Source organism: Roseofilum capinflatum BLCC-M114, from assembly GCF_030068505.1.
Taxonomy (GTDB): Bacteria; Cyanobacteriota; Cyanobacteriia; order Cyanobacteriales; family Desertifilaceae; genus Roseofilum; species Roseofilum capinflatum.
In genome coordinates, this window is sequence record NZ_JAQOSO010000013.1 from 60,078 (window position 1) to 72,415 (window position 12,338).

13 protein-coding genes and 1 riboswitch are annotated in these 12,338 nt (G+C 45.9%); of the genes, 5 read left to right on the plus strand and 8 right to left on the minus strand.

All coding sequences use genetic code 11. The features are described from left to right. Positions 1 to 18: 18 nt before the first annotated feature. The 4 genes from PMG25_RS03730 to PMG25_RS03745 all read right to left on the minus strand — a co-directional run bounded on the left by PMG25_RS03730 (position 19) and on the right by PMG25_RS03745 (position 2,328). Positions 19 to 822: an ABC transporter permease gene (locus PMG25_RS03730; protein ID WP_283765568.1), complete on the minus strand. Its 804-nt coding sequence runs from the start codon at positions 820 to 822 to the stop codon at positions 19 to 21. A 6-nt stretch (positions 823 to 828) separates the two neighbouring features. After that, positions 829 to 1,368, minus strand: coding sequence for an HD domain-containing protein (locus tag PMG25_RS03735; RefSeq protein ID WP_283765569.1), 540 nt, complete (start codon positions 1,366 to 1,368; stop codon positions 829 to 831). Positions 1,369 to 1,375: 7 nt separating this feature from the next. Next, on the minus strand, positions 1,376 to 1,843 hold the full coding sequence (gene smpB / locus PMG25_RS03740; protein ID WP_283765570.1) for an SsrA-binding protein SmpB: 468 nt from the start codon (positions 1,841 to 1,843) through the stop codon (positions 1,376 to 1,378). A 218-nt stretch (positions 1,844 to 2,061) separates the two neighbouring features. Beyond that, entirely contained in the window at positions 2,062 to 2,328 is a 267-nt protein-coding gene (locus PMG25_RS03745) for a YciI family protein (protein WP_283765571.1), read from the minus strand. A gap of 44 nt (positions 2,329 to 2,372) precedes the next feature. Between PMG25_RS03745 and PMG25_RS03750 the strand changes: the two genes are divergently transcribed. Continuing rightward, on the plus strand, positions 2,373 to 2,930 hold the full coding sequence (locus PMG25_RS03750) for a 2'-5' RNA ligase family protein (RefSeq protein WP_283765572.1): 558 nt from the start codon (positions 2,373 to 2,375) through the stop codon (positions 2,928 to 2,930). Positions 2,931 to 3,003: 73 nt separating this feature from the next. Then, positions 3,004 to 3,076, plus strand: a riboswitch (Glutamine riboswitch). Between the two features lie 51 nt (positions 3,077 to 3,127). Next, on the plus strand, positions 3,128 to 3,586 hold the full coding sequence (gene gifA / locus PMG25_RS03755; protein WP_283765573.1) for a glutamine synthetase inactivation factor IF7A: 459 nt from the start codon (positions 3,128 to 3,130) through the stop codon (positions 3,584 to 3,586). A 131-nt stretch (positions 3,587 to 3,717) separates the two neighbouring features. On the opposite strand, the gene PMG25_RS03760 is transcribed toward gifA, so the two are convergent. Beyond that, entirely contained in the window at positions 3,718 to 4,191 is a 474-nt protein-coding gene (locus tag PMG25_RS03760) for a hypothetical protein (protein WP_283765574.1), read from the minus strand. Between the two features lie 125 nt (positions 4,192 to 4,316). On the opposite strand from PMG25_RS03760, the gene PMG25_RS03765 reads away from it, so the two are divergent. Then, positions 4,317 to 4,841, plus strand: a complete 525-nt coding sequence (locus tag PMG25_RS03765) for a globin family protein (RefSeq protein ID WP_283765575.1) — start codon at positions 4,317 to 4,319, stop codon at positions 4,839 to 4,841. Positions 4,842 to 5,165: 324 nt separating this feature from the next. Here the strand turns inward: PMG25_RS03765 and PMG25_RS03770 are convergent, their stop codons facing one another. Both PMG25_RS03770 and PMG25_RS03775 read right to left on the minus strand, forming a co-directional pair. Next, entirely contained in the window at positions 5,166 to 5,852 is a 687-nt protein-coding gene (locus PMG25_RS03770; RefSeq protein WP_283765576.1) for a Uma2 family endonuclease, read from the minus strand. Positions 5,853 to 6,013: 161 nt separating this feature from the next. After that, positions 6,014 to 6,280 (minus strand): hypothetical protein, encoded by a 267-nt coding sequence (locus tag PMG25_RS03775; RefSeq protein ID WP_283765577.1) that lies wholly within the window; start codon positions 6,278 to 6,280, stop codon positions 6,014 to 6,016. A gap of 266 nt (positions 6,281 to 6,546) precedes the next feature. On the opposite strand from PMG25_RS03775, the gene PMG25_RS03780 reads away from it, so the two are divergent. Together PMG25_RS03780 and PMG25_RS03785 are read left to right on the plus strand one after the other, a co-directional pair. Further along, positions 6,547 to 8,535 (plus strand): FAD-dependent oxidoreductase, encoded by a 1,989-nt coding sequence (locus PMG25_RS03780; RefSeq protein ID WP_283765578.1) that lies wholly within the window; start codon positions 6,547 to 6,549, stop codon positions 8,533 to 8,535. A 139-nt stretch (positions 8,536 to 8,674) separates the two neighbouring features. Continuing rightward, the gene (locus PMG25_RS03785; RefSeq protein WP_283765579.1) at positions 8,675 to 9,079 is read left to right on the plus strand and encodes a hypothetical protein; all 405 of its coding nucleotides are present in this window, start codon (positions 8,675 to 8,677) and stop codon (positions 9,077 to 9,079) included. A 26-nt stretch (positions 9,080 to 9,105) separates the two neighbouring features. Here PMG25_RS03785 and PMG25_RS03790 read toward each other — a convergent pair whose 3' ends face one another. Next, a complete protein-coding gene (locus PMG25_RS03790) occupies positions 9,106 to 12,147 on the minus strand; it encodes an AAA family ATPase (protein WP_283765580.1) in 3,042 nt (1,013 codons plus the stop codon). Positions 12,148 to 12,338 lie beyond the last annotated feature (191 nt).

Below are 12,338 nucleotides of genomic sequence, written 5' to 3' on the forward strand. Positions count from 1 at the left end.
AATGAGTAATGGGTAAGTTTAGAGTTTGATTTTGGTTAATTGGTCTAATCTGAGCTGGTGGGAGGGACTGAGCAGCGCTTGCCAAGCGAGGAGGACGACACCGAGGGTTCCTAATGCAGTTCCAGAGGCGATCGCAAACACAATGATAATTTGATAGCGCACCGCATCTAAAGGGCTGGCTCCGGCCAAGATTTGACCGGTCATCATCCCCGGTAAACTCACCAGTCCCATCACCATCATTGAGTTAATAGTTGGAATCATCCCCCGACGGATGGCTTGTTTAACTTCCCCATGGGTGGCTTCCCATCGGGTTGCTCCTAGGCTCAGGAGGGTTTCAATTTTGCCCTGATTGGTGACTAAACTCTCCATAAACTGCTCTAATCCTAGGGAGACCCCATTTAAGGCATTTCCTAGAATCATACCCAACAGAGGGATTAAATATTGGGGATTATACCAGGGATCGACTTGAATTACAGCCAGGACAGAAAATTGGGTGATGAAGAAGGCCGCCACTAAAATGGAGAGGAAAGAGCGCCAATAGATCCCTACAAAGCGCCTTGAAGTGCGGTTAACCCCAGACATTCCGGCGATACTGGTCATTAGGACTGCCAGCAGCAAAATGGCGATCGGATTCGATAAAGAAAACAGCCAATTTAGCACATATCCAATGAGCAATAATTGCACGACCATGCGAATTGTGGCGATCGCCAACGTTTTCTCTAATCCTAAGCGCAAATAAACCGATAATCCCATATTAATCAGAATGAGTAGGGATGAACTCACCAATTGAACCGAACTAATGGAAATATAGCTTGTGGACATTGGTTTCTACCACTTCATCATTGGTAATGGGTTAAAGGGGTTTTTCTTAAATTCTGCTTGACTTAAGCGCAGTAAGTTAGCATGAAATCCCAGATTAGGAAAAGTTTTCAAGACTTCTTGAATATAAATTCTGTGTAATCCAAACGATCGCCACCCCTGAGACACATCCACCCAATCTCCTTTCCTAAATACTTCTACTAAGGGGTACTCACAGTTCCGCACAGAGGTAAATTTGTGGTGCAAGTCAATCATCATGGTGATTTCTGTAGTCCATTCTTCCTTTCCTTGAGTTTTGAGGTAAGTTTTCGCCAGTTCAATGGATGGGGGTAAATAGTCCACGGTATCATTCGGCCAAATGCCGAGATCGTGGAAACACCCAGCAATGATTAACTTTTCGCGATCGTCATCTTGGCAATTATGAAAAATAAAGCAGAAATTTAGCACTCGATAGACATGGTTTTTATATGACTCGTATTGACTGCCGATCGCCGATTTCCATTCTCCAAGAATGGATTCTAATAAAGGAATATGGGTTTCAATGGTCATGGATGCACTAAAAATTTTTCATAGCTCGTTGAATTTGCCGTTGATCGTCACGGCGTTTAATATCTTCGCGCTTGTCATGGAGTTTTTTGCCTCGTCCTAAGCCGACTGCCACTTTCACCCATCCGTTTTTTAAATAGAGTTTCAGGGGGATTAAGGTTAAACCTTTCTGTTCCACTTTACCAATGAGTTTGCGGATTTCGTCTTTGTGTAACAATAACCGGCGCGTGCGTAAGGGGTCATGATTAAAGTAATTCCCCGTGGTTTTATGGGGGGAAATATGCACATTCAATAAGACGGCTTCTTCGTTACGAATTAACACATAGCCATCTCGCAGATTAGCCCGTCCTTCGCGAATCGATTTGACTTCGGTTCCCCGCAGTTCAACCCCAGCTTCATAGGTTTCTAGGATTTCATATAAGTATCGCGCTTTTCGGTTATCACTTAAAATTTTATGTCCACTGCCGGTTTTAGCCATGGTTTTTCCTCAATTACTATTTTCCTACAAGATTTTGCCCTCTCCCTAAATCCCTCTCCCAAGGGAGAGGGACTTTTGTTTTCTCCCCTTCTCCCTTCGACTTCGCTCCCTTCGGCTACGCTCCCTTCGACTTCGCTCAGGACAGCGCCTGCGGGAGAAGGGGTTGGGGGATGAGGGGGAATCGTTGACAACTCATTTAGGTTTGCTATATCTTCTCTTCATTCAACGACAATACACCATTCATAGAGATCGTAAGTAACACAATGATTAAGGATTAAGGGATCTTGGTTGACGATCGCCTCGGCTTCTTCCCAAGATGGGGCTTCAAATATTAACATGCCACCGCCTCGTCTGTTCCAATACCCACTCCGTGCTTTATGTCCTTTATCTACTAGGCCTTGCACATAGGCTTTATGGGCAGGAACATATTGATCGAAGGTGGCTTTATCAACAATTCCGGATTCGATTTTGGCAAACCAAGGCATGATCGAAGAAGGGTTATGATTTGGGTAATTTTTTTATTCTAGCGATGAATAGGACAATACAGCGTTTTTTTGTGGCCCTTGTGGTTCCGTCTGGGCTTCAGGAACAGGTGGAGCAGATCAAGCAGGAGTTTGGCGATCGCTACCAGAGTCGTAAGGCGTTTAATGCTCCTGCCCATATTACCCTGCAACCGCCCTTTGAGTGGGAACCCGATAATATCCAACAGGTGGAAGAGTCCTTAGCGGAGTTTGTGGGATATCATTCCCCCATCCCCATCCAACTTGACGGGTTCGCGGCCTTTCCTCCCAGAGTCATTTACGTTCATGTAGTCAAAACGCCTGAACTGATGGCCCTACAACCGGCTTTGATCGAGCATCTGCAAACCACCCTCCCAGAAATTCAGCGCCCCCACCATCGAGCCTTTACCCCCCATGTTACGGTTGCCTTTCGGGACTTAACCCCCAAAAACTTTCGCCTGGCCTGGCCCCAGTTTGAGCATCGCCCTTTCCAGGGAACCTTCACAGCTTCTAGTCTGACGCTCCTACACCATAACGGCCAACGCTGGCAGTCCTGTGCTGAGTTTCCCTTTACTGCAAAATTGTAAAGTTTTGTTTATATCACTGGACAGTCACCAAAACCGTATCGTACACTACAGAAAGATAGAAAAGCAAGGATAAATCGTTCATCTTAATTCACTTCGAGTGGAGTCGAGTAAGACGGAAGTAAGGAGAAATCCTGAAGGAACGCGCCTCTATTAACGATGAAACAAAGCGAGTTTGATTATCTTAGGAGGCGAAAGCTATGGAACTTCGTTATCGCGGACTTACTTACGAATATAATGCCCCCGTTGTCGAAATGGGAGAAGAAAAAGTTGGTGGAACCTATCGCGGTTTAGAATGGCGGTTCCGCAACATCAAGAAAGCACCCGTCATGCAAGCCAACTTGGATCTGAAATATCGCGGACTGAGCTATCATGTCGGCAGCGAAGCGAAAGCACCCCAAGCGGTTCCAGAAGTTGCACCGGTTACCCCAGTGGTTGCTGCTGTAGCATCGGTGGCTGAATCAGTGACTGAAAAAGCACGTGCTTTGATGATTTCCCGCGATCGCAGCATCAAAACCCGTCAACAAGCCATGCTCGGCCGTTTAGCCACAGAAGTCGGCTTAACTGCTGATGCTGGAAAATGCTGGAGCCGCATTCAAGGTAAAATTCAACCCACTTTCCGGGTTAACTATGAGCATCATATCGGTTCTTACAGCTAGAACCCCTGGTTTGGATGAGCTTCTTAGTTGGTAGACAATCAGTCTTAATCTCCCTCCAAGACTCTTGGGGGGAGATTTTTAGGATTGAGGGATAAAAACCTAAAAATGTATAATATTATACTCAATAAAATTTAATTTCCGGAACTTAAAGTATCTCGAAGCTTTTCCTCAAATGCTATCAGCTTTTGAGTGATATCCTTAAGCTTTTGTATCTTTTCAGGCTCAGATGAATTGAAACTATAGAAAACTCGACGTTCTTCATTAATTTCAAGCTGGAGAATAGAGCAATAACTTTTAATACTTCTCCATTTAGCCTCACGCTTGGATGGATTCAGGAATGTCAAGCAAGCGGCAGAGGTAAATGAAGTAATCGATAAACCCAGAACAATGTTTTGGTTGTCAGATAGGGTAAAAATTGCACAAAGAGCAGAAGAAATGGTTGCTGTTAATCCAAGCACTTTGTGTATCAGTCCCCATCGATCTTCATATCTAGACTTGGATAATACAATAGCTCTAGAATCTATTGTATTTTTCAACTCTTCATACTGATCTATATATAGCTGCCTTTCCGCATCTTTATTCCAAAACCCCCTAAAACTGTTCATACCCAACCCCTCTAAGCCACATGCTCTACCTGCTCTACTATCCTACTGACCGTAGGCTACTATAATAAAGGAGTTAGCATTCAATAGAGACTTAACTCTATCCCTTTTCTCAAGAACTTACTACTATGGCACGTCAAGTATCCCTTTCTGATGTTGCAGCAGATAATTCAAGTCGTTTTCCTTCCCGTTCAGATATTGAGAGTGTCTCAAATTCCTTACGGAAAGCTCTAGTCTGTCTTGATGCGGCTGAATCTCTAAGCAAGAATGCTGATCTTCTCACTCAGGATACTGCTGAATTTGTCTTCACCAAGTTCCCTGATGCTGCTAAAGCCTCCAGTTTTCTATTTGATTCTTTGCCTGAAATGGAATCTCATTCTTTTCAGGAAGATATCGCAATGCTCATCCGCTTACTCACCTACTCTCTTGTTGCAGGTAGTGATACGATTCTAGAGTATGAACCTCTAACCGAAATATTCAAATCAATCTCTTCTTTACCACCTGAGTCTTCACAAATTTCTCCCCTCTGGTATGTTGAGGCAATGGAATTCATAAGAAATCATCATCATTTACCTGAAGAAAGTGCTTTAGAGTTGAGTTCATATATTGACTCAATCATCACTGCTTTGAGACCGTCTAAAAATGATATATAGCAAACCTAAATGAGTTATGTAATGGCTGCCCCTCATCCCCCTGCCCCCTTCTCCCGCAGGCGCTGCCCTGCTTGCCCTGCTTGCCCTGAGCGAAGTCGAAGGGAGCGAAGTCGAAGGGAGCGTAGCCGAAGGGAGCGAAGTCGAAGGGAGCGTAGCCGAAGGGAGCGAAGTCGAAGGGAGAAGGGGGAAAAGTCCCTCTCCCACGGGAGAGGGATTTTCCTTCGGACATGAAAGGGAGAGGGCATTTCCTGTTGCACAGCTCATTTAGACTAGCTATAGCGCTTCGACGGCAAAAGGGTAATAGGAAAAAGCGGGTTCTGTATTTTATTCATGCTCGCCAATATCGAGAGATTTAATCTGCTCAGAAAACCAATTGGCAACGGTGATATTACTAGCTTCTTGTAGACGGACAAGGGTTTGTTCCAGAAGTGCGATGGGTAAACCCGATAAACCTTGAGAAGTTGTACATTCTTTATATTGGTTATTCTCTTGTAGCTCGAAGGCAAACACTCGCCGTCCTCTGACATCAATCACCCAATATTCAGGGATACCTAGAGAAGCATATAAATGTTTTTTCTCATCTAAATCGCTCGATAGGGTAGTATCGGAAATTTCACCCACTAGATCGGGGACGCGCCAGCGATCTAAATCAATATAGCGTTTTTCGCCAGGATTCCAGGTGGGATAATCATCTCCAATATAAAGGACTAGATCGGGTGCAGCCGAACTTTGATTGTTTTTTTCTAATAAACACCCTCCAAATGAATTGGAGATTTGGGAAGATTTTTGACTGAACCAGATAAAAAAGAGGATGGCAAATAAATCGCCAATATTAGAGTGGTTAATGCCTTCTGAACCCATTTCGACTAAGAGTTGATGTTGGTAGTAGTATAACTTGATTCGTTCTGAGCAGTCGCGATCGCGCCAGGCTTCGTACTTTTCCCAGCTAGAGGGTTGCCACAGTTGCAAAGGAACTTGATTTTGGCGAGGATCGGCGATGAGGAAAGTCATAGGATGAAGGTGTAATGAAGGTATAGTTATAGCAAGAGGTCTCTAGAGGCAATTTTATGTCATGTTAGCGGATGGGGTCACTTACCATAAAACTATCATACCCCTCAAGTAACACAAGAGGGGTAGAGGAAAGTTAAGTCAAAGACTTATAAAACAGCAAGTTAATTGACTTTACTGACCTTGGAGATAGAAGATTTATTCCCATTCTTGGGGTTGTTAATTGTCAACCAGTTATCGGACTTGAAATCAATTAAAACTTCTTGCCCAATATTGATAGAAAGACGATCGTAATACCAGACAATATAACGATTTTTATTTTTATCCTGAACAAGAATTTTGTAGTTAGGGTACTCCAGTCCAAATACTTGCAACACTTGAAATGATTCTGTTTTCATCAAGAAGTCCTTTTTTTCAACTTCAACAATCAAAGGAGATAGAATTGCCTCCTTATTTATATTTGAGCAGTACACAGCTACACAAGCCAGTATTTGGGTATCCCCATGTATGTGAATATTTTTGTTTAGCTCTGTGTAGTCTACACAGAGCAATATTTGGGTGTCCCTGTCGATGTGAATGCTGTTGTGTCGATCTGTATGGTGGAGATTTTCATCAACAAGTCTTTATCTACCGATCATGGTTTCAGCCTGTCTCTTATAATGTCCATGGTTCTCTGAACTTTTTGAGGTGACAGGAGATGAAACAATACTTAGGATTACTCTGTACTTTAATCATTACTGGCTTCTCGTCGAGTGCGGCACTGGCGACTCCGGAAGCGGATCGAACCGTCGCCTGCGATCTGCTGGTGGTGGGGGGTGGACTGGCGGGAACAGCTACGGCTTATGAGGCTCTGCTGGGAGGTAAAACGGTTTGTCTGACGGAGTTGACGGACTGGGTGGGGGGTCAAATTTCTTCCCAGGGGACTTCGGCTTTGGATGAGAGAACGACGCAGAGAGCGCAATTGTTTTATTCTCGCGGCTATTTGGAGTTGCGCGATCGCATCTTCCGTCGCTATGGCAAGCTAAATCCAGGGGACTGTTGGGTGAGTGTCTCCTGTTTCCTCCCTAAAGATGGTCATCTGATCCTCATGGAGATGCTCGAAGCGGCGGCAAAACGGGGAAAAGGGAGGCTCCATTGGTATCTGAATACGGTGGTGAAAGACCTTGATTATAATGCCGATCGCACGCTGATTGAAGGGGCGATCGCCATCCAACACCAAGCTGCACCCGGCGCTCCTCCCCTGAATACGCGGTTTCTCTCCCAAACTCTAGAAGATGCTTATACTTACGATGATTCCCAGTATCTAACCAAAAGTATTATCCGCTTCATTTCACCCCAGGATAAACCCTGGTATATCATAGACGCGACGGAAACCGGGGAATTGATTGGACTCACCAATATTCCTCATCGTTTGGGTATCGATCGGCGATCGCCTCTAGAACCCTCTTCAGCCAGTGCAACCGGCGATCCTTACTGTACCCAAGGCTTTACCTACACCTTCGCCATGGAAGCCACCAGCGAACCCCAACCCCAGGTGATGCCAGAATTTTATCCCCAATATGCCCCTTACTATAGCTACGAATTAGAGCGCCTAGCCAGCTTCGATCTGGTGTTTACCTATCGGCGGATTTGGAGTCCGCAAACCGGAGAAAGTACCCGGTTTGGCGGCATTGGCTTTACTAAACCCACCCCTGGCGATATCGCCATGCAAAACTGGACATGGGGCAATGATTACCGTCCAGGAACTTCCGTCGATAACTTTATTTATACCGCCAACCAACTGCAAGCCATGGGTCAATTGCAGCCTGGGGGATGGTTGGGAGGCTTGCGGGTGGATGCCTTACGGAAGGCGGAAGAACATGCCTTGGGATTTTATTACTGGTTAGTAGCGGGAACCACGGACTCTCAATTGGGAGATGGATTTAAAGAACTCCATCCCAATTATCGCTTTTTATCCGGGTTAGACTCGCCCATGGGAACCGCTCACGGACTCTCGAAATACCCCTATATGCGCGAAGGCAGACGGATTATCGGTCGTCCCAGTTGGGCCCATCCCGATGGCTTTACCATCTGGGAAATCGATATTTCGCGCCAGGGATATACAGATGACTATTACCAACAAGCGCTACCGCCAGACGAATACAGAGCCTTTCGAGCGGCGATCGCCGGATTAGAGGCGATCGAGGTCTTGCAGTCTGATTCCTTACCCAGTTCTCCCCAACGTCGCACCCGCTCCACCATCTTTCCCGATTCTGTCGGCATCGGTCATTATGCGATCGACTTTCACCCCTGCATGACCGAAAGTCCTCCGGAAAAACCCGGAAACACCGAGCGCGAAGGAGAACGCCGAGGCGCAGGCACGGCTTACCCCTTCCAAATTCCCCTACGAGCGATGATTCCTCAACAATTAGATAACCTTTTAATTGCCGGAAAAAGTATTGCCGCCAGCCATATTGCCGCCGCCGCTTATCGGGTGCATTCCTTTGAATGGTCAGTGGGTGCAGCCGCCGGAAATACAGTAATTTTTGCCCTAGAAAATGAGATTATGCCCTATGAATTAGTCGATAATTTACCCGCACCGGAACCTCAGTTAGAAGTATTGCAACAACGGTTAGTGAATCAAGGCAATCCCATCGCGTTTCCCAATACCTCAATCCTGAATGAGGATTGGGACAATTGGCAGTAAACTAGCGTAGAATCAAAATGTACCCCATAGCAGCGTTCGCGATCATCGCGGGCTTTAACGATGGAAATTCCTTAGAATTTCCCAGTTGGACAGAAAAGGGATATGGTGTGTGTAAGAGAAGCAACTGAAGGAAAACTCCATGTTTTGGCGGATTGCAGCCCTATTGCTTTTAATGGCGATCGCCTCCTGTAAGGGTCGGCATCTGATTCCTATCACCCTCGTGAGTGAATTAGAAATCAGTGATTGTAACAGCCGTGATGCAAGATTGCAGGTGGGTCGGATGGTTTGGATCGACAATGAGTACAACGATCCGATCGCCATGACTGTGATTGAGGAAGTGGACTTTGAGTTTGCTTCAGAAGATCGATCTTCCCTCATGGGGGAGTGTACCGCCTATGCGGAATTTTATCTTCCCGCAAGCGATCGCCCCCCTCGCATGAGAATTCGGCTCTCCGATGGTAGCACTAGCGATTTTTTCACCAAAGAGCAGGTGAAGGCATCGGGTATCAACCACCGCTTCCAGAAACCTGCTGCGATCGAATAGCACCAAGGGCTGTCTGAAGTCCATCATTAGTGCATTACAGACAATTGGGAACCTGTAGCCGTTTTGGTGACTTCAATCCGCACGGGAAAGGCTTCTTTAAAGAATTTCAGGTGGGTAATGGTGAGGATACAGGCGAATTCAGGGGAAATGGCATTAATCGCCGCGATCAGGCGATCGCATCCTTCCTCATCTTGTGTACCAAATCCTTCATCAATAATCAGCATTTGCAGGGCTGTCCCCGACTGCTGCGCTAAGAGTTTGGCTAAGGCTAAACGGATGGCAAAGTTCACCCGAAAGGTTTCGCCACCGGAATAGGTTTCATAGGGGCGAGTTCCCTGGGAATCGGCAATTAAAATATCCAAGGTTTCCACCCATTTATCCTTCTTCGTTTTCTGGGATTTTTGGGTAATAAACTGCACATGCAACTGATGGGAACTGAGCCGCGCTAATACCCGATTGGTTTGCGCCTCTAACTCCGGCAAAATATTCTCAATCATCAGAGATTGAATCCCTTTTCTACCAAATGCATGGGTTAATTCCGTGTAAACGCGATAGTTCCTCTGGGCAGTTTCCAATTGTTGCTTAATTTTTTGATATTGCTGATTAAGACTTTTGAAATGTTGTTGCTGTTGTTGCAATCTGCCTTGACGAGAGAGCAGTTCTTCTCGCTGCTGTTGACCTTCCTGAATTTGGCGTTCTAAGGCCTTAACTTGAGGCGTAGCATCGGGATTTTGCAGCAAAATTTGATTCAACTTAGCTAAACTTTCTTCTAATTCCTGGGCCCGTTGTTGATGATCGTCTAAGCGACGGTCTAACTCTAGACAGGTCTGATTAACTTGGGGATACTGTTCTTGAGCTTGTTCCAATTGCTGATAACGAAATTGGGCACTTTGCGCCTCTCTTAAGCGATTAAGCAGCGTTTGATGAGCTTCTGGATCGTAACCCATTTCGGCTAATTGACGCTCTAAGGTTTGAATTTGACGCTGTAGGGTAGACGTAGTTTGTAATTGATCTAAACGGCGGCTCAGTTGTTGGTATTGGGCTTCTAATTCGGGACGGTCTTGTTGTAGTTTTCGTTGCTGTTTGAGAGCCGATTTAATTTCCCCTCGTTTAATATCAACCCACCGCCATTTTTCTACTTGCCCTCTGGCGAGAACATGGTCTTTTTCATCATAGTTGAGTTTCTGAAGGCGCTGATCCATGGTCTGGAGTTCAGCATAGAGATCTTGGGCATAGCTGCCGGTTTGCAAAGCATCTTCTAATTCCAGAATTTCCGTTCGCAACTGTTGCAGACGTTCCAATTTTTTCCCGGTGACATCTAAGACAGCTTTCAGTTGCCCTCGCTTTTCTAGGGCGGGACTCAGCCCAGCTAGTTCGCGGTCTAAATCCCGATATTCTTGACGGAAAACTTTAATTTCTAGTTCAGAGGTGGCAAGCTGTTCCCGAATGACCCAAATTTGATTGAGAATTTGTTGTTGTTCAGAAGTGTGCTTTTCTTGCACTAAGTGCCAGTGGTGTTCATCCAGGGGGCGATCGCATAAGGGACAAGGAGGATAAATCCGATCGTCGCCGTTTTCGGGGCTAGATCGCTGTTTGAGCAATTGTAATTTTTGACTAATGGCATCCAGTTGACTTTCGTAGCTGCGCTGTTGGGCTTGCAAGCGTTCCATCATATTACGCCGTTCTTGCCCTTTTTCTAAGACACGCTGTTGATAAATACGTTTTTTCTCTAATTGGGCAATTTGTCCGGCTAAATCTTCGGCAGCTTGTTCTAATAAGGGGGTTTCGGCTTGTTCGGTTTGCAGTTGTTGCCAGGTGGCTTGTAATTCTTCGAGTTTGGCTCGACAGCGAGCTGTGGCTTGATCGAGTTTACTTTGCAGATTTTGGCGATGGTGGAGCAGGGGAGAGACTTGTAATTGAAGTCGATCTAGGGAATTGAGGCGATCGCGGGCTTGTTGGAGTTTAACTTGAGCCGCTTCTATTTCTGGTTGGCGATCGAGTATCACTTGCAGTTCTTGCTCTTGGGTGTGCAGATGATCGAGCTGAATTTGAATCAGACGCAGTTGATCCTCTAAAGCTTGTTGTTGCTCATTTTGGGTTTGACGCAGAGACTTAAGCTGGTCTTGGGTGGTTTGATAAGTGCTAAATTGGGCCGCAAGTTGGGCTTCTTGGGTTTGTAGGTTCTGGAAATTTTGGTAAGCGCTGGTAATGGCAGTTTCTTGTGCCAAGAGGCTTTCGAGCTGCTCTTTTTGGCTGTTGGCGCTTTCTCGCTCCTGATGCAAGCGCTGGCGATCACGCTCTAAGCTTTCTTGTTGGCTTTGATGCCACTCAAGTTGTTGATGTAGGGTTTGTTGCTGGTGCTGGAGAGTTTGCCAACTGCCCAGTTGTTGTTTCGCTCTGGCTTGGGTATCTTGGAGTTGGTGCAGATGTTGCTCGATCTCTTGCAGTTCCTGGGCGATCGCCTCTTCTGTGGTAAGCTGGCTTTCGATCGCCTGAAGTTGGGGTTGCAAAACTCCCACCGTCGTCTTATGTCCCGCCGCAATTTCTTTGGCGCGATCGCTTAACCGATCGTATTGATCTAAATTCAATAACCGCGCCAAAATCTGCTTACGCTCCATCGCCCCTTTGAGCATAAACTCATCCGCTCGCCCTTGGCGCAAATAGGCCGAATTAATAAAAGTGTGATAATCGAGTTTGAGACTCTGAATAATAAGCTGTTGAGTTTGGCGAGTATTGCGACTCGTCAAAGAACGAAACCCGCTTTCCGTTTGCACCTGAAATTCTAGGCTTGTACTGTGTCCCCGTTGACGGGTACGAATGACGCGGAACGTTTGCTGATGCTGAATGAGGCTAAACATCACCCGAACTTCCGCCGCTCCGTAGTGGATCAAGTCATCTTCCGTATTCACACGACTTTTTCCCCACAGACACCAGGCGATCGCCTCCAGTAAAGACGATTTTCCCGCCCCATTCACCCCAGAAATGCAAGCGGTATGGATTTGACTAAAATCTAGGCTCGTTTCCTGATAACTCAGAAAGTTTTTCAGCCTCAATTGTAGCGGTATCATTCCAAAAGGAGACCTTTATACTGTTGTATTCTTAAGCTAGTTCACTCTCAATAGTATGCTGTGATGGTAAGCGATGCAATCCCTGTGAGTGAGATTAAGTCGGGGACGAGACACTTTCTTGCTCATTACTCATTACTTTACCCAAAATTTGGGTTTAAAGCCCCGTCCTTTTAGGACGGCTTTTTTAGGGT